Raw genomic sequence first — 24,524 nt, 5'->3', positions numbered from 1 at the left:
TCTCAGCCGCCTTGGGAACAAGGCAGCCGAGCGTGGCTGGGGACAAGCAGATCAGTTGGCGGGGTCAAGCCGCATGATCACGCCCATGTCGTCGCTTTCGCGCACCTCGCGCAGATGCTCCTCGGCAAGGGTCGCTTCGCGCTGACGCTCCCACATCTGCGCGTAAAGTCCGTTCTGGGCGATCAAATCGTCATGGGTGCCGCGCTCGGCGATCTGGCCGGCCTTAAGAACGATGATCTCGTCGGCGCCGATCACCGTTGAAAGCCGATGGGCAATCACCAGCGTCGTCCGGTTCTGGGAGACGATATCGAGTGCTGCCTGGATTTCGCGTTCGGTGTGCGTGTCGAGCGCGGAGGTTGCCTCGTCCAGCACCATGATCGGCGGCGCCTTCAGGATGGTGCGGGCAATCGCCACGCGCTGCTTCTCGCCGCCCGAGAGCTTCAGCCCGCGTTCGCCGACCTGGGTTTCGAAGCCCTCCGGCAATTGCCGGATAAAGCCGCCGACCTGAGCCAGTTCTGCCGCGGCGTTGACCTCCTCGTCGCTCGCCGATGTGCGGCCATAGCGGATATTGTAGGCAATAGTGTCGTTGAAGAGCACTGTATCCTGCGGCACCATGCCGATGGCATCGCGCAGGCTTGCCTGTTTGACGTCACGCAGATCCTGCCCGTCGATGGTGATCGCGCCGTCATTGACATCGTAGAAGCGGAACAGCAGCCGGGAAATCGTGGATTTGCCCGCCCCGGTCGGCCCGACGATCGCGACCGTCTTGCCCGCGGGCACCTCGAAGGAGATGCCCTTCAGGATAGGCCGCGCAGCATCGTAGGAGAAGTGCACATCCTTGAAGGCGATGGCGCCCTGGTGGATCTCAAGGTCCTTCGCATCCGGCTTGTCGGTGATTTCGAGGTCAACTTCGAGAATGTCGAACATCTGCTCGATATCGGTCAGGCCCTGGCGGATTTCGCGGTAGACCGAGCCGATGAAATTCAGCGGAATGGCAAGCTGGATCAGCATGGCGTTGACGAAGACGAAGTCGCCGATGGTCTGCGTGCCGTTCTTCACCGCAATGGCCGAGAGCACCATCATGATGGTCATGCCGATGCCGAAGATCACGCCTTGGCCGAAATTGAGCCAGCCGAGCGATGTCCAGATCCGGGTCGCGGCATTTTCATAACGCGCCATTGAGGTATCGAAGCGATGTGCCTCCATCTTCTCATTGCCGAAATACTTCACGGTTTCGTAGTTCAGCAGCGAATCGATCGCCTTGGTATTGGCATCTGTGTCGCTGTCGTTCATTTCGCGGCGGATAGCGATGCGCCAGTCGCTGGCCTTGATCGTGAACCACACGTAAAGCACGACGGTGACTGCGGTGATTGCCAGATAATCGAACCCGTAGCCCCACCAGAAGATGATCGCGACCAGGACGAACTCAAGGACCGTCGGCAGCGTTGCGAGGATCGTAAAGCGAACGATCGTCTCGATGCCCTTGGTGCCGCGTTCGATGATGCGCGACAGCCCGCCGGTCTTGCGCGACAGGTGAAAGCGCAGCGCCAGTTCGTGCATGTGGACGAAAACCCGGTGCGCAAGCCGGCGCACGGCATATTGGCCGACGCTCGCAAACAGTGCATCGCGCAACTGGTTGAAGCCCAATTGGCCGATGCGGGCAAGGTTGTAGAACAGCACCAGCGTGACCGCGCCGAACAGGAAAGCCGGAAGCATCTGGTTGATCTCGAGCTCACCCGTCAGCGCGTTGGTCGCCCATTTGAAGGAGTAGGGCACGAGCAGGAGGATCAGCTTGGCGATGACCAGAGCGATCGTGGCAAGCACCACCCTGCGCTTCAGATCCGGACGGCTCGACGGCCAGATATAGGGCCAGAGGTTAACGATCGTGTGGAGCGGATTGGATGAATCCGCCGATACGGTTTTGCCGCGTTCTGCCATGCTTGTCCCCGCGCTCAAGACCTGGGAGGTCGAGCAAGATTGAAAACCGAAAAGACGGAAATGTCCGAAACCGGCGCAGGTTTCCGACGATCCTCGGCAGCGTCCCGGCTGGCATGAGCGCCAGGCAGGGCCAGCTGATCGGGCAATCTGACCAGGCCCGAGCAGCCACCGGCTCATCGAAAGAATGTGCAACCCGAAGGATACCGCTTTGACCGCGACATAAGGTGGCCGGATGATGATTGCAATGGCGCAGAGCAGAAAGGCGCGCTTGACGGCCTATCTGTCGGCGGCCGGCAAGCCGTATTCGGGCCCCACTTTTTCACCCTGCAGAAGGCGACGATGAATGGTCTCGGCCTCGCCGATCGGCATCGGTTCCTTCGGCACGGAAAACACCTGACCGGGCAGGATCACGTTCGGATTGACGATCTGCTGCTCGTTGGCGATGTAGATCGTGGTGTAGCGCACGCCGCGCCCGTACATGCGCCGCGAAATCCGCCAGAGATTGTCTCCGCGCCGGATGATCACCGCATTGTCGCTGCCCTCAAGCTGCGGCTGGGTAAAGGTCTGGAAGCCGTCTTCCTGCTCTTCACCAGCCGTCGCGGGCGCGCTGGAGATCGCCGCGACCTGATCGCCCGCCGGGCGGTCGAAGGGAACGACGGCGCGGGCAATCACGCCTCCGTCCCGCGCCAGCATGTCGACCCGGATCGTGTGCAGACCGATCGACACGTCGATCTCGGCATCGAGAACGTAATTGCCTTCGATATTGACCTTCGCATCGCCGATCAGCGTGTCGTCGATATATCCACGGATCGTGGCGCCGGGATCGCCTTCGCCGGCAACAAACAGGCGAGCGCCCTCGATCTCCACCGCCTTGATGCTGACAAGGGCGACGATTTGGGAACTTCCATCGTCCGTCTGCCGGTCCTCGCTCGCTTGCTGATTGTCGTCCGCGCCGGTTTCGACCACGATGGTCGGCAGGCGCGTCTCGTCGCCGTCATTCTGCATGCCCGAGGCATTTCCGTCCTGCTGCGCCGAAGCGCCGCCGGTGTTTCCCTGGGTGGAGGCTTCGGCGTTCTCCCTTGCGGTCTTTTCATCCGCCCCGGCTGTGCCGTCGTCGTCGCTGGACGCAGACCGGTTGACTGCGACCACGCTGCCTTTTGCGGCGTCAGGGTCTTCGTCCGGCACGGCGACCAGTTCCGAAGCCTTGCCGGGCTCGGTGATCAGCGCCAGAAGCTCGCCATCCGGCGTTTCGGGGATCGAGATCGTTGCTGTCTGCAGCGAACGTGCCGTGCGTCCGTCGGGCATGGTGACATCGAGATAGATGAGGTGATCACCGGGCTTCAGCGGGGTCTCGACGATGGCGACGAAATCGCCGGAGCTGTCGACCTCGGACGAGGTGATCACCGCATCGCCTTCCTTCACGCTGAGCGTCCCCAGCGGTTCAGCAGCGCCTGCGATCACCACCGTCCCGTCCGGGTCGACGCGCAACACGTCGAAGGTCGGAATCCGCAGGCGCGCGCTTTTCGGATCGCTTGAGCTATCGCTGTCGCTGCTCGGGCCGTCCGTGGCCACATCTGGCTGCTCGTCCGCCTGGCTCTGCTGCGCTTGCTCTCCGGCATCCGTGCCTTTTTCACCCTCGCGCGCAACAAAGAAGAGACCTGCCGCGATCAACACGAGCAGGATGACGGCGATGACGATACCGGTCCGTTTGCTTTTCATTCATTGCTCCAGCGAGGCGATGACGCCAATTGCCTGAAAACGCTAGCCATACTGCCCTATATATACAAGACTTCAATCGCTGTCCGGGCAAAGCTTGAACAGGGTAAACGCGTGATTGTGTTCGAATTGCAATGAACTTGACCGCGCGCGCGGGAATGGGATTGATTGAGAGCATGGAAAAACAAGAGCAAACGATTCGCCGCATCTGCGTCTATTGCGGCTCCAGGCCGGGCGTGGATCCGGACTATATGCGCGCCGGAAAGGCGCTCGGCGAAGCCATCGCAGCGTCCGGCTATGGCCTGGTCTATGGCGGCGGCACCAAGGGCATCATGGGCGCGGTTGCCGAGGGCGTTCTGGAAAATAACGGCCATGTGATGGGCATCATCCCGGAGTTTCTGGTCGATATGGAAGCCACGCGCGATCAGCTCGAGGCGCTTGACGAGCTTCTGATCACGCCCGACATGCATGTGCGCAAACATACCATGTTCGAGCGCGCCGATGCCTTCATCGCGCTGCCGGGCGGCATCGGCACGCTTGAGGAAATCGTCGAGATCATGACGTGGGCGCAGCTTGGCCGCCACAACAAGCCGATGATCCTTGGCAATATCGGCGGGTTCTGGCAGCCGATGATCGAGCTGATGGACCACATGCTGAAGGAGGGTTTCCTCCACACCAGCCACCAGGTGCGCCCGCAGTTGATCGATCATGTCTCCGACATGATCCCGGCGATCGAGGCGCTCTGGAATGAAAGCGCCGTCTCTGACGGGCAGGAGAGCCTCATCAGCAAGATGTAGCCCGCGCTTGCTGAATGCCACGAACCGCCAGCCGCGCTGCGTCTGGCGGTTTTTTAGTGCGTCGAGACTTGCGCCTTGCGCTTCCGCCGGATCATTGGCGCGGTGTAGATCACGAGCGCGATCCAGATGAGGATGAAGGCGACAAGTTTCGCCGGTTCCAGCGGTTCGCGGAAAATCAGCACCGCAATCAGGAAGATCACGCTTGGCGCGATGTACTGCATGATCCCGATGGTCGAAAGCCTGAGCAGCTTGGTGGCGTTGGCATAGATGAGCAGCGGAATTGCCGTTGCCGCACCGCATCCGATCAGGAGCGCGGCCGTCGCCGGCGATTGCAGGAAATGCCCGGCGCCGGTCGCCTCCAGCCAGATGATGTAGGCGAGCGCCGGTCCACTCAGCACCATCGCCTCCAGGGTAAAGGCGGTGGTGCCCTCGACCGGCATGATCTTGTGCAGGAAGGCGTAGGCGCCGAAACTGAGCGGCAGGAGCAGCGCCACCATCGGCAGCCTGCCAAGTTCGACAGTCAGGATGACGACAGCAGAGAAGGCGAGCGCGACGGCCAGCATCTGTCCGCGCCCGAGCTTTTCGCGCAGGATCAGCGCAGCAAGCGCGATCGAAAACAGCGGGTTGATGAAATAGCCGAGCGCTGCATCCACGGTCTGCGCGGTGGCGACCGCATAGATATAGGTGCCCCAGTTGAGCGTGATGAACAGGCTGCACAGAAGCACAAGGCCCATCATCTTCGGCTTCCTGAGAACGCCGGTGACGATGCGCGACTGGCCCGAATAGGCCACCATCGCGCCTGCAAACGGTAGCGACCAGATGATCCGATGCGCAAGGATTTCGCCGGTGGGAAGATGGGTCACGAGCTTCATGTAAAGCGGCAGCACGCCCCACAGGAGAAAGACGATCAGGGCCAGGACAAAGCCCTTGAGCGTGTCTCCCTGCTGATCTTGAACGGGTGTGGCGACCGCGACTGGTTCGGCGGACATGGCATTTCCTTCGATATTGGCATGACGCCATAGCGTGTGGCAGGCGCCGCCGCCACACGAAACTTGCGATCACACGCGCAGCAAAAGCCAGAGCGCGGCTATTCCGCCGCCGCCCGGCCGGCAAGCTTGCGGTTCTTCATCAGCTTGAAGGTGATCGAGTCCATCAGCGCCTGGAACGAGGCTTCGATGATGTTTTCCGAAACGCCCACGGTCCACCACCGCACGTCGTCATCGTCGATGCTTTCGATCAGGACTCGGGTGATCGCCTCGGTTCCGCCGTTGAGGATCCGCACCTTGTAGTCGGCAAGCTTCAGGTCGGCGATCTCGCCCTGGAATTTCCCGAGGTCCTTGCGGAACGCCTTGTCGAGCGCGTTGACCGGACCATCGCCCTCCGAAACGGACATGACGCGCCTGCCGTCTATATCAAGCTTGATCACGGCCTCTGAGACGGTCTTGATCCGGCCATGGCTGTCATAGCGGCGCTCCACCATGACGCGGAAACTGTCGACGTGGAAGAAATGGGGGACGCTGCCAAGTTCCCGCAAGGCGAGCAGTTCGAAGCTGGCATCGGCCGCCTCATAGGCATAGCCCATTGCCTCGCGTTCCTTGACGATCGAAATCAGCGTGTCGAGACGCGGATCGTCTTTCGCAACAGGGATGCCGAGACGCTTGAGTTCATTGATGAAATTGGATTTTCCGCCCTGGTCGGAAACCATCACCCTGCGGCTGTTGCCGACCGATGATGGATCGATGTGCTCGTAGGTTCTCGGGTCTTTCAGAAGCGCAGAGGCATGAATGCCGGCCTTGGTGGCAAAGGCCGAGGCCCCGACATAGGGAAGCTGCGGATCGGGTGCGCGGTTCAGGAGTTCATCAAAGCCGTGGGAGAGGGCGGAGATTTCCGTCAGCCGTTCGGCGTCGATGCCGAGAACGAAACGGCTGCTGTAGCGTTCCTTGAGCGCCAGGGTGGCTGCGAGCGTGATGATGTTGGCGTTGCCGCAGCGCTCGCCGATGCCGTTCAGCGTGCCCTGCACTTGCCGCGCGCCGGCGCGCACGGCAGCGAGCGAGTTGGCAACGGCCTGGCCGGTGTCGTTGTGGGCATGGATGCCGAGCGACGAACCCGGAATGCCGCTTGCAATGACATCGGCGACGATTTCCGCGACCTCATCCGGCTGCGTGCCGCCATTGGTGTCGCACAGAACGATCCAGCGCGCGCCGGCAGCGAGCGCGGTCCGGGCGCAGGCAAGCGCGTAGTCGCGATTGGCCTTGTAGCCGTCGAAGAAATGCTCGCAGTCGAGCATCGCTTCCTTGCCGGCCGCGGTAACCGCTTCGATGCTTTCCGCGATGCATTGCAGATTGTCGTCATTGGAAATGCCGAGCGCGACCTTGACGTGATAGTCCCAGCTCTTGGCAACCAGACAGACCGCGTCGCCTGCGGCTGCGATCAGCGCGGCCATGCCCGGATCGTTCGACGCCGAGACCCCGGCGCGCTTGGTCATGCCGAAGGCCGTCATCTTGGCACGGCCGGTGCGCTTCTTCGAAAAGAACGCCGTGTCGGTGGGATTTGCGCCCGGATAGCCGCCCTCGACATAGTCGAAGCCGAAATGATCAAGCATGTTGGCTATCGCAATCTTGTCTTCGACCGAGAAATCGACGCCTGGCGTCTGCTGGCCGTCGCGCAAGGTGGTGTCGAACAGATAGATGCGTTCGCGGTCTGACATGATCGGGTCTCCGTCCCTTTCGGCCTTTGCGGCCATTCTTATGGGTCTGTTATGCGTCCTGGCCGTCTTCGGGCGGCCATTGGTCTGTGTCGTGGTCCGGGTGCTGGCGCGAGACGATTTCGCTTTCCTCCAGCGTCTGCGGACGTCCGGGCTTTTCAAACAGGGTATCGATCCACGGCAACCGATGATCGTGGTTGACCTGGATTTGCGGCTCGAAATGCGCCGGATCGTCAAATGCGCCGATTGCAAGCTCGATGCCACCCGAAAACTGATAGGTCAGCGGCGTTCCGCATTTTTCGCAGAATCCGCGCAACACCTTTGCGGAGGAGCGGAACATGCTGGGCTTGCCGCGCGTCCATTCAAGATGCGCGATATCGGCTGTCACCAGCGCGCCGAAGAAATTCCCGAACGCCTTCTGGCACATCCGGCAATGGCAGATCGACGGCCGCCCCAAATGGCTGGCGCGAAACCGGACCGCCCCGCACTGGCAACCGCCTGAAAAACTGGGTTCACCGCTCAATGTCAGTCTCCCTCGGCCAATGGTCCGTATCGTGATCGGGGTGCTGGCGATTGCTGGCGGCGACCCCGATGGTGCCGCCGGGAAGATCGGAACGGTCGGTCGACCGCTCGGGAAGGTGGGGCAGGGCATGGAAGAAGGGTATGCGACCCTCGACTCCATCCTGCGTCTCCGGAACAACTGCGGATGGATCATCGAGACTGCCGAGCGTCACCGAGATGTGCTCGCCGCCCTCGGTCATGAAGAACAGCGGTGTGCCGCACTCCGCGCAGAAGCCGCGCTTGACATGCTCGGAGGAGAAGAACCACCGCGGCGCGCCGCGCGTCAGCGAAAAGACGCTGTTTTCCGCGCTCGCCAGCGGCATGAAATAATTGCCGGCTGCCTTCTGGCACATCCGACAATGACACAGATGCGGCGTTGCAAGCGGGCCTTCGACACGGTAACGCACGGCTCCGCACTGGCATCCGCCGGAGAAGGTGTTCATGATCGGTCTCTCCGGATGAATATCGGTGCAGGAGGCGCCTTGCCGGGGATAGTGCTCTCCCTCTCGGAGTCATGCTCGGGCTTGACCCGAGCATCTAGGCCACTCGGGAAATGCTGCCTGGATCCTCGGGTCAAGCCCGAGGATGACGCGCTAATAGGATGCGCCGAAGTTGGTAAGGGCAGGAGGCTAGCGACAGTGTTCACCGCTTCACCTCCCAGGTGGTGATGCGCTCGCCGGTTTCCTTGTCTTTTGAATCCTTTAGCTGGATCCCCTGAGATGCCAGTTCATCGCGGATACGGTCAGCCTCGGCCCAGTTCTTGTCGCGGATGAAGGCGAGGCGTTGCTCGACGATACTTGCGACATCGAAGCCCGCGGCTCGCGGCTTCAGATCGATACCGATCATTGCGGCTGCTGCTAGAAGAGCAGATCCGTCGGCGGAAAGCAGCGACTGGATATAGGTCGGCGTGTTCAGATCATCGGCCAGTAATTCGGAGTAGGAGGTGGGCATATCTCGGCCCGGTTCCGCTCCATCCGCCTTTCGGCGCAACTTCACCAGGATATTCTCTGCCTCCTCCAGCCGCTTCACCGAAAAATCGATCGGCTCGCGGTAATGCGTCATCAGCATGGCGAGCCGCAGCACTTCGCCGGGCCATTTGCGGCCGCCGAATTTTTCGGTTTCCAGCAAATCATGGATGGTGACGAAATTGCCTTCGGATTTCGACATCTTGCGGCCTTCCACCTGCACGAAGCCGTTATGCATCCAGACATTAGCCATCACATGATTGCCGTGGGCGGAGCAGGACTGGGCAATTTCGTTCTCATGGTGCGGGAAGATCAGGTCGAGCCCGCCGCCGTGAATGTCGAAAGTCTTTCCGAGGTGATGCTCAGACATGACCGAGCATTCGATATGCCAGCCGGGCCTTCCGTGGATGACCGTGGGCGCTCCATTTTCGGTAAAGCGCGCTTCCCAGCCGGGCTCGTCGGCGGCGCTTTCCTTCCAGAGGACGAAATCGGCCGGGCTTTTCTTGTGGCCTTCCACGGCGATGCGGGCGCCTGCCTGCTGATCTTCGAGATTGCGCCGGGACAGCCTGCCATAGTCCGGCATGGAGGGAACGTCAAACAACACTTCCCTGCCGTCTGCCCCCTTGGCGATATAGGCGTGCCCCTTGTCGATCAGCGTCTGGATCATCGCCACCATGCCGTCGATATGATCGGTCGCCCGCGGCTCGGCGGTGGGCGGGAGGACGCCCAATGCCTTGATATCGGCGTGGAACTGGTCGGCGGTCTTTTCGGTAACGGCGCGGATCGCGTCGTTCAGTGGCAGGTCCGGGTAGTCGCGCTTAGCCCGCGCATTGATCTTGTCATCGACGTCGGTGATGTTGCGGACATAGGTGACGTGGTCGTCCCCATAGAGATGGCGCAGCAGACGGTAGAGCACGTCGAACACGATCACAGGCCGGGCATTGCCAATATGGGCGAAATCATAAACCGTCGGCCCGCAGACATACATGCGCACATTTTCCGGATCAATGGGCCGGAAAACCTCCTTGGCGCGTGTCAGCGTATTATAAAGGCTGAGGGCATTGCCCATGTATTCTCTCCTGAACTCATCATGGCGATCGCAAAACAATGCTGCACCCGGGGCCGGGGGCTTTGTCTGTTATCGTTTTTCAGGACAAGAGCGGCCGGCCAGCGAGGTGCTAGCGAATAATGATGCAGATCGTGCAAAGGGCCGTATTCATGCCAGGAGTTATGCCGACTTGCCGGGCCTGCGTCAAGTGCGTGGCGAAGGCCTGAGAAAACGTGTTAAGGTAGTATTGTTGGTCACTTGTTACTTAAGCTAGAATTCGATAAAAAACGTATAAAATCAGCGGCATGAAAAATATGGTGTGGTTTTTATGTACCAGTGTGTACTTTTCGAAAATAATAAATCAAATTTAAACTATACAAATGCATCCTCTGCACTACGTTTAATCTAGGAACGCAATAGGGGTACGCAATGATCAAGCGACTTTCAATTCTCGCGGCGGCGCTGGCGCCCGCCATCGGAGCTCAGGCCGCAGACGTGGTATACACGCCCCCGGTCGTTGAGGATGTTGTCATCATCGAACAGCCCACCTTCACGTGGACGGGCTTCTATCTCGGTGCGGTTGCCGGTTATCACTGGACCCAGGCCGAAGCAAACACCTACCGACTGGTCGATCCGAGCTTTGATTTCGACAACTGGGTCGGCGGCGTCTTTGCTGGTTACAACTACCAGTTCGCCAACGACCTCGTTCTCGGTATTGAAGGTGAGGTAGACTACTTCGGCAATTCTGACGACCAGGCGCTGCAGGTCATCATCACCGGTGCACCGGAGCCGGCTGTCGGCAAGTTCGAGCGTGGCTGGGGCGGTTCGCTCCGTGGCCGTCTCGGTTATGCCTTCGACAGAACGCTCATTTACGGTACTGCCGGCGGCGAACTCGCCAGCGGCAAGGTCACGGGTGCAACGGCGCTCTACTCGCTCGACACCGGCGAGCAGACCATTCTGGGCTGGACCGTGGGTGCCGGCATCGAGCATGCCTTCACCAACAACTTCTTCGGCCGTATCGAGTATCGCTACACCGACTTCCCGAAATACGACAAGTCGTTCAGCTGGGATCCGAACTTCAGCATGGAAGCCAAGCAGAGCGTCGTAAAGGTCGGTCTCGGTTACAAGTTCTAATCAGATCACCTTTGGATTGCGAAAAGGCCGGATGGGAAAGCATCCGGCCTTCTTTGTGCGCTCACGACAAGCGAAGGTGCGTGTTCTTCGCGATCCATCGACAGCGAAGGCCCGCAGCTTGTCAGTCGTGAAGGTTGCGGGAAATCGCCGGACCCACCTCAAAGCCGTCGAAGCGCACCCTGAGCCCGGCGCGTTCCGGCGTGCAGGCCGTGATCCCGACCATCGCGTCTGCGGATGAGAACGGGCAAAGTCGCGCCATCTGCCATTTCTCGTCGCCAAGGTGGAACTGGATACGGACGGCATCGTCGTGACGCGTGAGGCGGATTGAAACCTGTGTTTCCGGCGTCGCCGCGGCAAGCGGAATGACGGACCAATCGGAGACGTCGCGGGTGACGACGGTCGAGAAGTGCATCATCCCGTCGGTGAACTCTATCCCCGCCTTTATCCAGCAGGTCTCGTCGATCCGAAGCATGATGCCGGCCTGATCATAAAGCGCCTGATAGTCTGCGCTGACGGTTACGCTTGCGGAAAAATCGCCTACAACCGGCTGCAGCCAGGCATGACCGGTGTCGCGGATGAAGCCGTAAAACGTGCGCCTCCAGAAATCCGTCACATTTTCGGTAACCAGCGTCAGCGTAGTGTCATCGGCTTCCCACACGGCCGGTTCGTTAAGCCATTGGCGCATCGCCGTGGTGCCCGTCATTGCGGCAACTGGTAGGTTTTCAGCGTGTCTTCGCGCACGACGTAGAGCTTGCCGCTTTCCGTGAAGTCCGGCTTCGTCAGCGCGGCAATCTTTTCTGCAACTTCGCTCGGGTGGGGCAGGGTCGCCGGGTCTTCCCCAGGGGCAGCCTGGGCGCGCATGGCGGTACGGGTGCGGCCCGGATCGACGGAGGTCACCTTCAGCGCGGTATGCGCGGTTTCGCCGGCCCAAGTGCGCGCCATCGCCTCAACGGCGGCCTTGGAGGCGGCATAGGGGCCCCAGAAAGGACGGCAGGTATGGGCAACGCCCGACGACAGCAGCACGGCGCGTCCGGCGTCCGATTGCAGCAGCAGCGGCTCGAGCGAGCGGATCAGCCGCCACGTCGCCGTGACGTTGACCGTCATCACCTTTTCGAAGACCTTGGCTTCCACATGGGCCAGAGGGGAAATCACCCCCAGCACGCCGGCATTGGCAACCAGAATGTCCAGCTTGCCCCAGCGCGCAAAGATCGAACCGCCGAGCCTGTCGATGGCGCCCATATCGGAGAGATCCATCGGCACCAGGGTCGCCGTGCCGTTGCCGTCGGCCTTGATCGCGTCGTCAAGCTCTTCCAATCCGCCCACGGTGCGGGCGCAGGCGATCACATGCGCGCCCTCTTTGGCCAGCGCCAGCGCCGTGAAATAGCCGATCCCGCGTGAGGCGCCGGTGACGACGGCCAGCCGTCCTTCGAGTGACTTGGACATGGTATGCTCCGGAATGCTCTCAATGGGGCGGATTGGCATGCGGGGATGGCCATCCGCCCTGTCTTCAGTGGCGCCGCGGCTTGGCGGGCGGCAGGGGTGGGCGGCGAGCGCCTAGCCGTTTCCGGCCAGAAGCTCGACCTTCGAAAATTCGCCTTCGTGCTCCTTGTCGAGGAGCCGGGTGGGATAGTCGCCCGTAAACTGGTGATCGGTGAACTGCGGCAGCGCATTGTTGCGCTTCTCGCCACCGACCGCCATGTAGAGCCCTTCAAGCGACAGGAACTGGAGCGAGTCGGCGCCGATGAACCGGCACATGTCCTCGAGCGTTTCGTGGTTGTTGGCGAGAAGCTTGTCGCGGTCTGGCGTATCGATGCCGTAATAGTCCGGATAGAAGATCATCGGGCTTGCGACGCGGATATGCACTTCCTTGGCGCCCGCCTCGCGCAGCATCTGCACGATCTTGACGGAGGTGGTGCCGCGCACGATCGAGTCATCGATCAGCACGACGCGCCGGCCGGAGATCACGGCCTTGTTTGCGGAGTGCTTCAGTTTCACGCCGAAAGCGCGGATCTGCTGCGTTGGCTCGATGAAAGTGCGGCCGACATAATGGTTGCGGATGATGCCGAGCTCGAACGGAATGCCGCTTTCCTGGGCGTAGCCGATCGCCGCAGGCGTTCCGCCATCGGGCACCGGGACCACAACATCGGCTTCCACCGGCGCTTCCTTGGCGAGGTTGAAGCCCATATTCTTGCGGGTCTGATAGACATTGCGGCCGCCGACGATGGAATCAGGACGGGCGAAATAGACATATTCGAACAGGCAGAGGCGCTCGGTCTGCTTCAGCGCTGGCTTGCGGCTGTCGATCGAGATCGTTCCGTCGGCCTGCTGCTCGCAGATCACCACTTCGCCGTTTTCCACGTCGCGAACAAATTTCGCGCCGATGATGTCAAGCGCGCAGGTTTCCGAACAGAAGATCGGCTTGCCGTCGAGCTCGCCCATCACCAGCGGTCGGATGCCCGTGGGATCGCGCGCGGCGATCAGCTTGGTGCGGGTCATCGCGATCATCGAATAGCCGCCTTCCATCTGGCCGATGGCGTCGATGAAGCGGTCCGACGAGGTCTTGGCCCGGGAGCGCGCGATCAGGTGCAGCACGACTTCCGTGTCGGAGGTCGACTGGCAGATGGCACCGTCGGAAATCAGCTTGCGCCGCATCGACAGGCCATTGGTGAAGTTGCCATTGTGGGCAATCGCGATGCCGCCGACGCCGAGTTCGGCAAACAGCGGCTGGACGTTGCGCAGGACCGTGCCGCCGGTGGTCGAGTAACGCACATGGCCCATTGCCATCGAGCCACTCAGGCTTTCGAGCATCGCCGGGTCGGTAAAGTGGTCGCCCACAAGGCCCAGATGGCGTTCCGAGCGAAACTGCTGGCCGTCATATGAAACGATGCCGGCGGCTTCCTGGCCGCGGTGCTGCAGCGCGTGCAAACCGAGCGCCGTAAGAGCCGCGGCATCAGGGTGGCCCAAAATGCCGAATACGCCGCACTCTTCATGCAGCGTATCGTCATCAATGCTGAAATCGTCACTCACGTCAAATCTGGTTTTCATCATCTGGTCCGGAAAGTGCGGGGCAGGGAGGTCCGCGATAATTTCAAGTCGACTTAGATAGTGGTGGTTGAGGCCTTTACATCAGGCACTGTGATCACGATCGTCTTACCGTCGGCCGCAACATTCATGCGACCGTCCAATGGCATAGCCGAGGCCTGAACTTCGCCGCTGCCCGGCAGAAGCGTTTCGAGCTTGTCGGCCAGCATATCGAGCGCCGGCTTGGATTTGGCGTTCTTGATCCAGTCAGGGCTCTGCGCATCGCCGACGAGCCAATTCCAGAACGCGACAGCGACCGCGAGAATCAGGATGCCACGGGCCAAACCGAAAACGAAACCGAGAGAGCGGTCGAGCACACCGGCGCGACTGTCGATAATATAGTCCGCAACGCGCGTCATCACCAGTGAAAGAAGCAGCAAAGCTATCAGAAAAATGATCGCGAAGGCCGCCGCCATCGTCAGCCGGGTGTCGCTGAGCAGGCCCTCGAGCATCGGCGCGAGATAGGGCCAGCCGAGATAGGCGATCGCTGCGGACAGGCCCCAGGCCAGAAGAGAGAGAATTTCGCGCGAAAAGCCCCTGACCATGGCCAGAAGGGCAGAAAAAAGGACGACCAATACGACGATCAGGTCAAACAGGGTCAGTGGCATGTATTGCTCCGCTCGTCTATCGGGCCTGGTCGGATGATCCGTTGCCGGCCCTAGAAGTCGCCATTGTCATTCTCACGCGCCGCCAGATTTCCGCCGGCGATGTCCGCCACGAGCTCCGGCAGGGCCTCGAAGCCTTTTAGCCCGCTTCCCGTGCCCGTTGCAATTTCGCCTGTTCCCGAAGGAAGGACGGCACGGGAGAAGCCCAGCTTTGAGGCCTCTTTCAGGCGCTGCACGGCATGGGCCACGGGCCTGATTGCACCAGACAGGCTGACTTCGCCGAAATAGACGCAATCTGCGGGCAGGGCAAGTCCGGCCAGGGACGAAATCAGGGCAGCGGCAACGGCAAGATCGGCAGCCGGTTCGCTGACGCGGTAGCCGCCGGCCACATTGAGATAGACATCGTGATTGCCGAGCCGGACGCCGCAATGGGCTTCGAGCACAGCAAGGATCATCGACAGGCGTGCCGAATCCCATCCGACGACGGCGCGGCGCGGCGTGCCGAGCGAGGTTGGCGCCACCAGCGCCTGGATTTCCACGAGAACGGGCCGGGTGCCTTCCATACCGGCAAAGACGGCGGCGCCCGGCGCCTTCTCATTGCGCTCGCCGAGGAAGAGCTCCGAGGGGTTTGCGACCTCGCGCAGGCCCTTGTCGCTCATTTCGAAGACGCCGATCTCGTCGGTTGCGCCGAAGCGGTTCTTCACTGTGCGCAGAATCCGGTAATGGTGTCCGCGCTCGCCCTCGAAATAAAGGACGGCATCCACCATGTGCTCGACCACGCGGGGCCCGGCGATCTGGCCTTCCTTGGTGACGTGGCCCACCAGAACGATGGCAGTACCGGTCTGCTTGGCATGACGGATCATCGCCTGAACGCCGATGCGCACCTGTGTCACCGTGCCGGGCGCCGCCTCCGCCTGGTCGGACCACAGCGTCTGGATCGAATCGATGATCACCAGATCGGGGCGCTCGCCTTCGGAAATGGTCGCCAGAATGTCCTCGACATTGGTCTCTGCGGCAAGCAGCACCTTGGTGTCGGACGCGCCGAGCCGTTTTGCGCGAAGCCTGACCTGCGCGATCGCCTCTTCGCCCGAAACGTAGATCACTCGCTGGTTCTGGCGCGAAAGGGCTGCTGCTGCCTGCATCAAAAGCGTGGACTTGCCGATGCCGGGATCGCCGCCCACCAGAACCGCCGAGCCGCGCACGAAGCCGCCGCCGGTGACGCGATCGAGCTCCGCGATCTTGCTCTCGATGCGCGGGGCTTCCTCGCTTTCGCCGTCAAGCGCGACAAGAGCCACCGGCCGGCCTTTCTTCGGCGCGCGGGCCGGGCCGCCACCAATGCCGGCAAGCGGGTTTTCCTCGATGATCGTGTTCCACGCCCCGCAGGCATCGCAGCGTCCGGACCAGCGCGGGGTGACCGCGCCGCAATTCTGGCAGATGAACTGGGTTTTCGCCTTGGCCAAGAGCTCTTCTTCGTCAATGTCTGCGACGGGCAGGGTTTCAGTCGGGCTGGATATAGCGGCGGCTATAGCGCAAGCCAAGGGAGGTGAGCAATTCATATCCGATCGTGCCGCCTGCAGCGGCGGCATCATCGAGCGCGATATGGTTGCCGAAGAGTTCGACATAATCGCCGGCCCGCACCGCGCCTTCCGGGAGATCGGTGATATCGAAGATCGTCATGTCCATAGTGATGCGCCCGAGAACGGGCACGCGGTGACCGGCCAAAAAGCCCGTGCCGCCGGTGGAGATCGCCTCGCGCAGCGGCACGCCGGTGCCAGATTTCGCCCTCAGATAGCCATCGGCATAACCTGCCGAAACCACGGCGAGCCGGCTGTCGCGCTGCAGGCTCTTGGTCGCACCATAGCTGACATTCTCTCCTGCCTTCGCGTGACGGATCTGGATGATCCGCGCCTCGGCGGTGGCCACGGGTTTCAGCATCTTCGAGGACCCCGGCGCCGAATCACCGCCGTATAGGGCGATGCCGGGCCGCGTCAGATCGAAATGATAGTCAGCGCCCAGAAGAATCCCGGCGGATGCAGAAAGGCTCGCCTCGACGCCTTCGAATGCGTTGGCCACGGTGCGGAACCGCTCAAGCTGTTCTCGGTTCATGCTTGCCGCGGCATCGTCGCCGCAGGCAAGGTGGGAGAGCACCAGCACCGGCGAAAAGCTTGCCGGCCGCGACAGGTCACCGGCAAGCCTCATCGCCTCTTCAAGCGTAAGTCCCAGTCGGTTGAAACCGGTATCGACCTGCAGGGCGCAGGGGTAGTCGCCATAATCGGCAATCGCTGCAAAGAAGAAGGCAAGCTGCTCCTCGCTTGCCAGCACCGGCACCAGACCGTTTTCGAAGAAGGTTTCCTCCGTGCCCGGCCACATGCCGGAGAGCACGAAGATGCGGGCATCCGGCGCAAACTGGCGCAGCGTCGCCCCTTCTTCCGGCACGGCCACGAAGAAATCGGCCGCACCGGCTGCGTAAAGCGCCTCGCCGACATCCTCGATGCCAAGCCCGTAGCCATCCGCCTTGACGACGGCTGCCGTGCGGGCGCTTCCCGAGAGCGCGCGCATCGCCTGCCAATTGCTGACGATTGCCGACAGGTCGACGGTCAGGCGGGCAGGGGCCCAGTCAAAATTGAGATCGGTAAAATCGTTCGAATATTCCGTCATGAAACTGCCGTTCGTTGCGTGGTTCCGGCAATCATAGCGTGATTGACGCGTTTTACCCAGAATTATTCGTCGAAATTCGAGTTTGAGTAGGACGGATCCGCAAGATCCGCGAAGCGGGTATAGGCGGCCTGGAAGGCGAGGTTCGCCGTGCCTGTCGGACCGTGACGCTGCTTGGCGATGATCACGTCGGCGGTGCCCTTGACCTTGTCGAGCTTCATCTTCCACTCATCATAGGCCGGATCGTCAGGATCGCGCGGTTCCAGGTTCTGAACGTAATATTCCTCACGATAGACGAACAGCACCACGTCGGCGTCCTGCTCGATCGAGCCCGATTCGCGAAGGTCGGAGAGCTGCGGGCGCTTGTCCTCGCGGTTTTCCACCTGACGGGAGAGCTGGGAGAGCGCGATGATCGGCGCGTTGAGTTCCTTTGCCAGCGCCTTCAGGCCGGTGGTGATCTCGGTCACCTCCTGTACGCGGTTTTCGCCCGATTTCTTCGAACCGGTCATGAGCTGCACATAGTCGACCACCAGAAGGTCGAGGCCGCGCTGGCGCTTCAGGCGGCGGGCGCGGGCGGAGAGCTGCGCGATGGAAATGCCGCCGGTCTGGTCGATATAGAGCGGCACCTTCTGCATGGTCTGCGAGCAGGCGACCAGCTTGTCGAAATCGGCCTCGGTGATGTCGCCGCGGCGGATCTTGGATGAAGACACTTCGGTCTGCTCGGAAATGATACGGGTGGCGAGCTGCTCGCCGGACATTTCCAGCGAGTAGAAGGCGACGATGCCCCCCTGCTTGGCCTCGATCGTGCCGTCCGGCATCACTTCCGGTTCATAGGCCGATGCGACGTTCCAGGCGATGTTGGTCGCAAGCGAGGTCTTGCCCATGCCCGGACGGCCGGCGAGGATGATAAGGTCGGAGCGCTGCAGGCCGCCCATCTTGTTGTCAAGCGTATGGATGCCGGTGGAAATGCCCGAGAGATGCCCGTCGCTCTCGAACGCCTTGCCAGCCATGTCGATCGCGATCGAAACCGCATTCTCGAAGGTCTGGAATCCGCCCTCGTAGCGGCCCGTTTCGGCCAGCGCGAAGAGCTTGCGCTCGGTTTCCTCGATCTGCTCCGATGGCGGCACGTCGATGGGCGCGTCATAAGCGGTGTTGACCACGCCTTCGCCGATTTCGATCAGCTGGCGGCGGATGGCGAGATCGTAGATCGTACGGCCATAATCTTCCGCGTTGATGATGGTGACGGCCTCGACCGCAAGGCGCGCCAGATATTCAGCCACCGTCAGGTCGCCCACCTTCACCGATCGCGGCAGGTGGGTCTTCAGCGTGATCGTATTGGCGATCTTGTCCATGCGGATGGTATCGCCTGCAAGCTCGTAGATCTTCCGGTGCAGCGGCTCGTAGAAATGCTCTGGCTTCAGAAAGTCCGAGACCCGGTAGAAGGCGGCATTGTTGACGAGAATCGCGCCGAGCAGCGCCTGTTCGACTTCCAGATTGTTCGGCGCTTCACGCGGCTGCGGTGCGGCGGCTTGGAAGGATGGCGCAAGGTCGTTCATGATTTTTCCGGAAGCTCCCGTGTGGATCGCTCAAGCATAGACGAATGAGGTTCGCGGTGAAGGGTAGATGCCGTTCTCAACACCAATTCACAGGTTGAAAATTTAAACGCCGCATCTCGGCCCGGCGCGCTTGACATGATTCGCCGTGGTCGCGCCAGAGGGATGATACACCCTGAGCCCGGCAAATGAAAAACCCGGCCTTGGATAAGGCCGGGCGGATTTTGCACTGTTTCCCATTCTCTAAGTCAAGCCCGAGCATGACACGTCACGGAAAGGAAGGCGAACCATAGCGGCCTCACGCACGGCCGGGCAGTCCGCCCCGCAAGGCCGGAAGGCCTTACTTGTCTTCTTCTTCGCCGTCTTCTTCCGAAGCTTCGGCAGCTTCGTCGTCGAGGTCGTAGTCGGCGTCCGGGTTGAAGAAGTCTTCCGGACGCAGAGCGTCCTCGTCAACGCCGTAGATGGCTTCGGCGGAGGTGAGGTCTTCACCCTTGGCCTGACGCTCGGCTTCTTCCTTGGTACGGGCAACGTTCAGCTCGATGGTGATCTCGACTTCGGCGTGCAGGTGCAGCTCGACATTGTGGAGGCCAACGGTCTTGATCGGCGTGTTGAGCACGACCTGGTTGCGGCCGATGTTGTAGCCTTCAGCAGCCAGGATGTCGACGACGTCACGGGCGGCAACCGAGCCGTAGAGCTGGCCGGTTTCGCCGGCGGCACGGACGGCGATGAAGGACTTGCCTTCGAGAACGTCGGCCACCTTCTGGGCTTCGTTCTTGCGTTCCAGGTTGCGGGCTTCGAGAACCGAGCGCTCGGCTTCGAAACGGGCCTTGTTGGCCTCGTTGGCGCGCAGCGCCTTGCCGGACGGCAGCAGGTAGTTACGGGCAAAGCCATCGCGAACCTTAACGGTTTCGCCCATCTGGCCGAGCTTGGCGATGCGTTCAAGCAGGATTACGTCCATGGTTCATTCCTTTCATCATCATTGGGATTGCGGGCCGACGGCGAAAGCGCGATGGCCCGTCTGGTATCGAGAAGACCCATGGTGATGAACACCAGGGCCGGGAAGGTGAATATCAGTGACAGGTAGGACAGTATGATCACCGGCACGCCCCAGCTCTTGCCGCGGGCGGCAAGATGCATGCGGGCGAGACCGGCGAGAAGAAACCCGCCGCCAAAGGCGCCGAGGCAGGCAGCGCCGATCAGGCCGATCGTGCCGCCGAAGAAGGTGATGACGAGTGCCGCCAGAAACACGTAGATCGCGTTGGTGCTCATCCTGAGCGACTGCGCCACATCCTCGCGCGGGCGGGTGGAGAGCCCGGACGAAATGGCGATGCGGCTTGCAAAATGGAAGGCGACGAACAGCAGGATCACCGAGGTTGCGCCCTGCACGATCGGCAGCATCAGCGAAAACATCGCCTTGTACTGGGCAATCATCGCCGCATCGGTGGCAAGCTCGGGGTTCTGCTCGGAAAGCGCTGCGGTAAAGGCATCGATGATCTGGCCGGTCGTGTCCGGTCCGTAACCGGCAACGGCGCCGACCACGATCAGCGCGGCGGTGACCGCAAAGCAGAGATGCAGCATGATATCGGAAAGCGGATACCATGCGGTCAGCCCTTCCGGCCCGCCGATCTCGGAGGCCGGGCGCGCGAGATTGCCGAGATGGCTGAGCCAGCCGGCGGGTATGAGCGTGACAGCAAGCGTGTAGAGCGCGAAAAAGGGCGAGGCGAGCGCAAGGCCTAGCGCGCCTGCGACCACGATGCCGATAATCGCCGGGACCAGCCCGTAGCCAAGACCTGCAATCAGAATGGGAAGCGCCGAGGCGGCGGCAAGCAGCGTCGAAAACAACACGGTGACACCCGCGCCATAGGCCAGCGCAAAGGCGGCCACGCCGGAAAGCACACCGATCAGCAATGTTCTTGCGGTAAGCGTTTTCATCTCGCTGTCCTGCTTGTCCAAGCAGTTAGGGAAAACTGAGTTTCCCAACCTGGGTTTTCTATTCGGCTGCTGCGCGCCCACCGCGCCGGAGCCAATCTCTCATGCGTCATGCTCGGACTTGATCCGAGCATCCATAACGCCCGGAAAGCCTTGCCTGGATCCTCGGGTCAAGCCCGGGGATGACGCAGAGTAGGCGGCGGGCGGGGCGCATGAAAGCGTGCCCCGCCCGCCAAAGTCAAAAAACCTTACGAAACGACGTAGGGCAGAAGGCCGAGGAAGCGGGCGCGCTTGATGGCGCGGGCCAGTTCACGCTGCTTCTTCTGGCTGACGGCGGTGATGCGCGAAGGCACGATCTTGCCGCGTTCGGAAATGTAACGCTGCAGCAGACGCACGTCCTTGTAGTCGATCTTCGGAGCGTTGGCACCGGAGAAGGGGCAGGTCTTGCGACGGCGGTTGAACGGGCGACGCGTCGGGATAGAAGCGATGGCTACCATTGTATTGATCCTTTTATCTCGTAAGCGCGATTAGAAGCGCGGGCGGCGTTCGCCGCGGTCACCACCACGATCGCCGCGGTCGCCGCGATCACGGTCGCCGCCACGGTTGTCGCGGCCGCCATCGCGTCCGCCGTCACGGCGGGGACGGTCGTCGCGGTCGCGCTTCTGCATCATGGCCGACGGGCCTTCCTCGTGCTCTTCGACCTTGATGGTCATGTAGCGCAGGATGTCTTCATTGATGCGCATCTGGCGTTCCATCTCGTGGATCGCGCCAGCAGGGGCATCGATGTCCATCAGGGCGTAATGCGCCTTGCGGTTCTTCTTGATGCGGTAGGTGAGGGACTTGAGGCCCCAGTTTTCGATACGGCCAACCTTGCCGCCGTTCTCTTCGATCAGTCCCTTGTACTGCTCGACGATGGCGTCAACCTGCTGGGCCGTGATGTCCTGGCGGGCCAGGAACACGTGTTCGTAAAGTGCCATTGATATGTGCCTTTCTTGCGTTTCCAGGACCCGGAATTCGGCGGCTAAGCCTCAACGACTGCTCCTGAGGGCGAACCCAGCAAGAAAAGCGCTATGACGAGACGGTCGAGAGCGGCGACACGGGAGGCAGGCGCTTTTATCGCGCCAGGCTATAAGCCCTCCGTTCAGCCACCAGCCTGAAGACCGGACCTTTGGATGAGCGGCTTATACACAGTTTTGGCAGGATGGCAAGGGCCGCGGGCAAGACGAGGGCGTCGTCCCCTTTCGAGCATTGCCAAACACGCTGTCGCAGACCTGCTTGGAGGGGCCTGCGAAAGGGCTGCGCTTCATTGCAGTTCGGGATCGGGCCCGGGATTTTTCCTGAGCAGGACGTCCCCACCTTGAGATTTCAATGCCAGCCATGCGTGGCGGCTGGTGCGTGCGGGGGTTGCGGTAATCGCCGAGGGAGTCGGCGCGCCGGCAACCACAATCTGATTCCGGCCGGCGACCTTTGCCTGGTAAAGCGCTTGGTCGGCGAATTTGAAGGCCGTCTCCAGCGCTTCGGTTTGCTCTGAACAAAACAGGCCTATACTGGCGGTGACGGTCAAGCCGGCATCGGCGTCTCCGGCTGTCGCGATCGCGTCCAGTATTCTCTGCGTGATGGCCATCGCCTGAACGCGACTGGCGTTACGCAGCAAAACCGCGAACTCTTCGCCGCCATACCGGGCTGCCAGGTCCACGCTGCGGATACTGTCAGAGATTTTCTGGGAGACATCCAGCAGCACGGCGTCGCCGGTGGCGTGTCCGAAGCTGTCGTTTATCTTCTTGAAGTGGTCGAGATCGATCAGAAGGAACGCAGTCCCGTTAGCGCTGTCTTGCAGCACAGACTGATTATATTCCAGCTCGAAGGCACGCCGGTTTCGAAGACCGGTCAGGGAATCGACCGATGCCTGATCCCGAAGATTGCGCTCGCGGATCTTCCGCTGACGTTCCCACTCCAGATATCCACCCAAAATCATCATCCCGACAACATTCGTCATGGTCAGGAAAGGGACGGCTTTCAGGAAGATGGTGGACCAGTCCTGTCTCGGTAGAAGGAAGGTACAAAGATAGGACAGGCTGATGAACAGTCCCAGTTGGACGAGATGCGCGGGTTCGATGTGGCTGTGGTTGCGGGTATAATGCCTCCATGCCAGCCCAGCGCAGCTGGCGAGGAACAGAGAAAGTATGCAAACATAAGCGTACTCGTACCCTTCGAGATACCGCGTGATCGCAGCCATCACAAAGCTGATCGCAGCCGCCAGCGGCCCGCCGAAAGCGCCCGCACAGGCAACGAACAGGTTGCGGGGGTCTATCTGCAGTCCATTGACAGACATGATTGGCTGGAGCGAAACGAGCGTCGCGCCCAGACCGAGTGTCAGGCCGAAGATGACCTGTCTGCTGAAGTGGCCGGATACATTCCTCAATATCACGGCGAACGCGACAGCAGTTAGCGCCATCATCCCAGCAAAGTTAACAAGCGAAACCAGATGCGATGACATGGTTTTTGAGGCTTTCTCAACCACGCCTAAAAACAGGCGAGAACCGAAAATAGCAGGTGTCGTCCGTTATGGGCAAGCCACAATTAAATTACCTGCAGTCTCCGCCCCTTGCTGCACAGGCAGATTTACCGGAAAATGCTGCGGCAATACCTGGATATTTTGCCAAATGGAACGAGCGAGGGGCAGTCCGGCAGCCGGTTCCGCACGGTTCGGCTGAAGTGGATGCGCAACGGTTCATCAGATTCGGAATCACCGATCGATAGCGCCTCAATAGTTCCGAAGTGTCCGTCCGCGCTTACGGATGCGGCTATTGCAAGATCAGATGACTGGATGGCCCCACTGAAGCCATCCGCATCAAAGTCGCGCCGAAGGGACCGAAACCAGACACCGCATTGTTGCGCGGTACAGTGCGGAAAGCGATGATATTGACGTTCCAGCGGTGCGGCCACAGTGCTGGTTGCGGCGTCGGGCCAATGGCGCTGTTTGGCCTATATCGGAGCGGCGCTCACCGGTCCCAATGTCTTCTCCTCGGCATCCGCTCTCTTCAAAACCTTATGCTGATCCTCCCCCAGCCCCTGTTTCCAGTAGCTTGAAACATAGAGCTGATTCGGCCCAAGCCCGCGTTCTTCTCTAAGATAAGCACGCACGCGCCGCATGGTTTCAAATTCCGTGGCGCACCAGGCGTAGACGCGGCCCTTGCGCCATTCGATGGCGCGTACGGCTTCATCGAAGGCTTGCGGATGATGGCCGGGCTCTGGGTTGATCACCCAATGGAGGCGGATGCCTTCGGGGTGGAGGAGGTTCTGCCGGTCGGCCTCGCTCTGGATCTCGATCACGGCATCGCCGACCGCGTCTTCGTGCAGCGCCTCCAGATTGACGGCGATCGCGGGAAGGGCGGTCATGTCGCCGGCTGCAAGATACCAGTCGGCGCCGGGGGCAAGGGGCTTTGCCGGTCCCGGTCCGCCGACTCGGATGGTTTCGCCGGGCGTCACGGTCTTCGCCCATGAAACAGCGGGGCCGCCGCTGCCGTGATCGCCGTGGAGTGCGAAATCGATGTCGAGCGCATCGGCGCTCTGGCGGCGGATCGTGTAGGTCCGCACCACCGGCTTTTCATCCGCGCCGGGCAGCATCAGCTTAACATAGCCGCCATCCTGCCCGGCGGGAAACGTCGTCATGGCAGGTCCGCCAATGGTGACGCGGCGCATGTTGGGGGTGATCTGTTCTGCGGAGAGGACGTCGAAGAGTTTTGGTTCTGGTCGTTTGTTCATCGTTTTAATATGACTATAAGTATCATGTTTTGCAATGACGCTGACATTTGATGTCAAGGAGGCATGATCGGGA

At 61.1% G+C, this 24,524-nt stretch carries 22 protein-coding genes; 2 read left to right on the top strand and 20 right to left on the bottom strand.

The genetic code is table 11. The features are described 5' to 3' along the window. Positions 1 to 51: 51 nt before the first annotated feature. Complete coding sequence (locus HPQ62_RS04285) at positions 52 to 1,938, bottom strand: ABCB family ABC transporter ATP-binding protein/permease (protein WP_174801233.1); 1,887 nt, start codon at positions 1,936 to 1,938, stop codon at positions 52 to 54. Between the two features lie 276 nt (positions 1,939 to 2,214). Continuing rightward, the gene (locus HPQ62_RS04280) at positions 2,215 to 3,657 is read right to left on the bottom strand and encodes a LysM peptidoglycan-binding domain-containing protein (RefSeq protein ID WP_174801232.1); all 1,443 of its coding nucleotides are present in this window, start codon (positions 3,655 to 3,657) and stop codon (positions 2,215 to 2,217) included. A gap of 173 nt (positions 3,658 to 3,830) precedes the next feature. On the opposite strand from HPQ62_RS04280, the gene HPQ62_RS04275 reads away from it, so the two are divergent. After that, on the top strand, positions 3,831 to 4,451 hold the full coding sequence (locus tag HPQ62_RS04275) for an LOG family protein (protein WP_174801231.1): 621 nt from the start codon (positions 3,831 to 3,833) through the stop codon (positions 4,449 to 4,451). Between the two features lie 53 nt (positions 4,452 to 4,504). On the opposite strand, the gene rarD is transcribed toward HPQ62_RS04275, so the two are convergent. The 5 genes from rarD to cysS form a co-directional block, all read right to left on the bottom strand. Next, positions 4,505 to 5,440 (bottom strand): EamA family transporter RarD, encoded by a 936-nt coding sequence (rarD, locus tag HPQ62_RS04270; RefSeq protein ID WP_174801230.1) that lies wholly within the window; start codon positions 5,438 to 5,440, stop codon positions 4,505 to 4,507. Between the two features lie 98 nt (positions 5,441 to 5,538). Then, positions 5,539 to 7,158, bottom strand: coding sequence for a citramalate synthase (cimA, locus tag HPQ62_RS04265; RefSeq protein WP_174801229.1), 1,620 nt, complete (start codon positions 7,156 to 7,158; stop codon positions 5,539 to 5,541). A gap of 49 nt (positions 7,159 to 7,207) precedes the next feature. Then, entirely contained in the window at positions 7,208 to 7,678 is a 471-nt protein-coding gene (locus HPQ62_RS04260) for a GFA family protein (protein WP_174801228.1), read from the bottom strand. Next, positions 7,668 to 8,159, bottom strand: coding sequence for a GFA family protein (locus HPQ62_RS04255; protein WP_174801227.1), 492 nt, complete (start codon positions 8,157 to 8,159; stop codon positions 7,668 to 7,670). Before HPQ62_RS04255 ends, HPQ62_RS04260 begins: the two co-directional genes overlap by 11 nt. Positions 8,160 to 8,358: 199 nt before the next feature. After that, the gene (gene cysS / locus HPQ62_RS04250; RefSeq protein ID WP_174801226.1) at positions 8,359 to 9,750 is read right to left on the bottom strand and encodes a cysteine--tRNA ligase; all 1,392 of its coding nucleotides are present in this window, start codon (positions 9,748 to 9,750) and stop codon (positions 8,359 to 8,361) included. Positions 9,751 to 10,158: 408 nt separating this feature from the next. Between cysS and HPQ62_RS04245 the strand changes: the two genes are divergently transcribed. Continuing rightward, positions 10,159 to 10,863, top strand: a complete 705-nt coding sequence (locus HPQ62_RS04245) for an outer membrane protein (protein ID WP_174801225.1) — start codon at positions 10,159 to 10,161, stop codon at positions 10,861 to 10,863. A gap of 121 nt (positions 10,864 to 10,984) precedes the next feature. Here HPQ62_RS04245 and HPQ62_RS04240 read toward each other — a convergent pair whose 3' ends face one another. The 13 genes from HPQ62_RS04240 to HPQ62_RS04180 form a co-directional block, all read right to left on the bottom strand. Continuing rightward, a complete protein-coding gene (locus HPQ62_RS04240; RefSeq protein ID WP_244629538.1) occupies positions 10,985 to 11,566 on the bottom strand; it encodes a DUF1349 domain-containing protein in 582 nt (193 codons plus the stop codon). Further along, positions 11,563 to 12,306 carry an SDR family NAD(P)-dependent oxidoreductase gene (locus HPQ62_RS04235; RefSeq protein ID WP_174801224.1) on the bottom strand — a complete coding sequence of 248 codons (744 nt, stop codon included), beginning with the start codon at positions 12,304 to 12,306 and terminating at the stop codon, positions 11,563 to 11,565. The genes HPQ62_RS04240 and HPQ62_RS04235 overlap by 4 nt, the downstream gene beginning before the upstream one ends. Positions 12,307 to 12,417: 111 nt before the next feature. Then, positions 12,418 to 13,908: an amidophosphoribosyltransferase gene (purF, locus tag HPQ62_RS04230; RefSeq protein WP_174801223.1), complete on the bottom strand. Its 1,491-nt coding sequence runs from the start codon at positions 13,906 to 13,908 to the stop codon at positions 12,418 to 12,420. A 53-nt stretch (positions 13,909 to 13,961) separates the two neighbouring features. Further along, a complete protein-coding gene (locus tag HPQ62_RS04225; RefSeq protein WP_174801222.1) occupies positions 13,962 to 14,552 on the bottom strand; it encodes a CvpA family protein in 591 nt (196 codons plus the stop codon). A 50-nt stretch (positions 14,553 to 14,602) separates the two neighbouring features. After that, complete coding sequence (radA, locus tag HPQ62_RS04220; protein WP_174801221.1) at positions 14,603 to 16,009, bottom strand: DNA repair protein RadA; 1,407 nt, start codon at positions 16,007 to 16,009, stop codon at positions 14,603 to 14,605. Positions 16,010 to 16,046: 37 nt separating this feature from the next. Then, positions 16,047 to 17,207: an alanine racemase gene (gene alr, locus HPQ62_RS04215; protein ID WP_174801220.1), complete on the bottom strand. Its 1,161-nt coding sequence runs from the start codon at positions 17,205 to 17,207 to the stop codon at positions 16,047 to 16,049. Positions 17,208 to 17,269: 62 nt separating this feature from the next. Beyond that, positions 17,270 to 18,760, bottom strand: a complete 1,491-nt coding sequence (locus HPQ62_RS04210; RefSeq protein ID WP_174801219.1) for a replicative DNA helicase — start codon at positions 18,758 to 18,760, stop codon at positions 17,270 to 17,272. 337 nt (positions 18,761 to 19,097) lie between these two features. Continuing rightward, on the bottom strand, positions 19,098 to 19,715 hold the full coding sequence (gene rplI / locus HPQ62_RS04205; protein ID WP_174801218.1) for a 50S ribosomal protein L9: 618 nt from the start codon (positions 19,713 to 19,715) through the stop codon (positions 19,098 to 19,100). Further along, positions 19,706 to 20,689, bottom strand: a complete 984-nt coding sequence (locus HPQ62_RS04200) for a YybS family protein (protein ID WP_174801217.1) — start codon at positions 20,687 to 20,689, stop codon at positions 19,706 to 19,708. Before HPQ62_RS04200 ends, rplI begins: the two co-directional genes overlap by 10 nt. 245 nt (positions 20,690 to 20,934) lie before the next feature. Further along, complete coding sequence (gene rpsR, locus HPQ62_RS04195) at positions 20,935 to 21,183, bottom strand: 30S ribosomal protein S18 (RefSeq protein WP_018062978.1); 249 nt, start codon at positions 21,181 to 21,183, stop codon at positions 20,935 to 20,937. A 30-nt stretch (positions 21,184 to 21,213) separates the two neighbouring features. Next, positions 21,214 to 21,663, bottom strand: coding sequence for a 30S ribosomal protein S6 (gene rpsF, locus HPQ62_RS04190; RefSeq protein ID WP_174801216.1), 450 nt, complete (start codon positions 21,661 to 21,663; stop codon positions 21,214 to 21,216). 326 nt (positions 21,664 to 21,989) lie between these two features. Next, complete coding sequence (locus HPQ62_RS04185) at positions 21,990 to 23,183, bottom strand: GGDEF domain-containing protein (protein WP_174801215.1); 1,194 nt, start codon at positions 23,181 to 23,183, stop codon at positions 21,990 to 21,992. Positions 23,184 to 23,671: 488 nt separating this feature from the next. Further along, positions 23,672 to 24,451, bottom strand: a complete 780-nt coding sequence (locus tag HPQ62_RS04180; protein WP_174801214.1) for a siderophore-interacting protein — start codon at positions 24,449 to 24,451, stop codon at positions 23,672 to 23,674. Between the last annotated feature and the right edge of the window lie 73 nt (positions 24,452 to 24,524).

The organism is Martelella limonii (genome assembly GCF_013344475.1).
GTDB lineage: Bacteria > Pseudomonadota > Alphaproteobacteria > Rhizobiales > Rhizobiaceae > Martelella > Martelella limonii.
Note: the sequence above shows the minus strand (reverse complement) of the source record. Positions and strands in the feature narration are given on the sequence as shown.

Excerpts from the sequence above, each read along its gene's own strand:
- HPQ62_RS04185 (WP_174801215.1), bottom strand. The coding sequence starts at position 23,183 with ATGTCATCGCATCTGGTTTCGCTTGTTAACTTTGCTGGGATGATGGCG.
- HPQ62_RS04210 (WP_174801219.1), bottom strand. The coding sequence starts at position 18,760 with ATGAACGACCTTGCGCCATCCTTCCAAGCCGCCGCACCGCAGCCGCGT.
- purF (WP_174801223.1), bottom strand. The coding sequence starts at position 13,908 with ATGAAAACCAGATTTGACGTGAGTGACGATTTCAGCATTGATGACGAT.
- HPQ62_RS04275 (WP_174801231.1), top strand. The coding sequence starts at position 3,831 with ATGGAAAAACAAGAGCAAACGATTCGCCGCATCTGCGTCTATTGCGGC.
- alr (WP_174801220.1), bottom strand. The coding sequence starts at position 17,207 with ATGACGGAATATTCGAACGATTTTACCGATCTCAATTTTGACTGGGCC.
- HPQ62_RS04285 (WP_174801233.1), bottom strand. The coding sequence starts at position 1,938 with ATGGCAGAACGCGGCAAAACCGTATCGGCGGATTCATCCAATCCGCTC.
- rarD (WP_174801230.1), bottom strand. The coding sequence starts at position 5,440 with ATGTCCGCCGAACCAGTCGCGGTCGCCACACCCGTTCAAGATCAGCAG.
- HPQ62_RS04225 (WP_174801222.1), bottom strand. The coding sequence starts at position 14,552 with ATGCCACTGACCCTGTTTGACCTGATCGTCGTATTGGTCGTCCTTTTT.
- cimA (WP_174801229.1), bottom strand. The coding sequence starts at position 7,158 with ATGTCAGACCGCGAACGCATCTATCTGTTCGACACCACCTTGCGCGAC.
- rpsR (WP_018062978.1), bottom strand. The coding sequence starts at position 21,183 with ATGGTAGCCATCGCTTCTATCCCGACGCGTCGCCCGTTCAACCGCCGT.
- cysS (WP_174801226.1), bottom strand. The coding sequence starts at position 9,750 with ATGGGCAATGCCCTCAGCCTTTATAATACGCTGACACGCGCCAAGGAG.
- HPQ62_RS04255 (WP_174801227.1), bottom strand. The coding sequence starts at position 8,159 with ATGAACACCTTCTCCGGCGGATGCCAGTGCGGAGCCGTGCGTTACCGT.
- rpsF (WP_174801216.1), bottom strand. The coding sequence starts at position 21,663 with ATGGCACTTTACGAACACGTGTTCCTGGCCCGCCAGGACATCACGGCC.
- HPQ62_RS04245 (WP_174801225.1), top strand. The coding sequence starts at position 10,159 with ATGATCAAGCGACTTTCAATTCTCGCGGCGGCGCTGGCGCCCGCCATC.
- HPQ62_RS04280 (WP_174801232.1), bottom strand. The coding sequence starts at position 3,657 with ATGAAAAGCAAACGGACCGGTATCGTCATCGCCGTCATCCTGCTCGTG.
- HPQ62_RS04180 (WP_174801214.1), bottom strand. The coding sequence starts at position 24,451 with ATGAACAAACGACCAGAACCAAAACTCTTCGACGTCCTCTCCGCAGAA.
- HPQ62_RS04235 (WP_174801224.1), bottom strand. The coding sequence starts at position 12,306 with ATGTCCAAGTCACTCGAAGGACGGCTGGCCGTCGTCACCGGCGCCTCA.
- HPQ62_RS04240 (WP_244629538.1), bottom strand. The coding sequence starts at position 11,566 with ATGACGGGCACCACGGCGATGCGCCAATGGCTTAACGAACCGGCCGTG.
- HPQ62_RS04200 (WP_174801217.1), bottom strand. The coding sequence starts at position 20,689 with ATGAAAACGCTTACCGCAAGAACATTGCTGATCGGTGTGCTTTCCGGC.
- rplI (WP_174801218.1), bottom strand. The coding sequence starts at position 19,715 with ATGGACGTAATCCTGCTTGAACGCATCGCCAAGCTCGGCCAGATGGGC.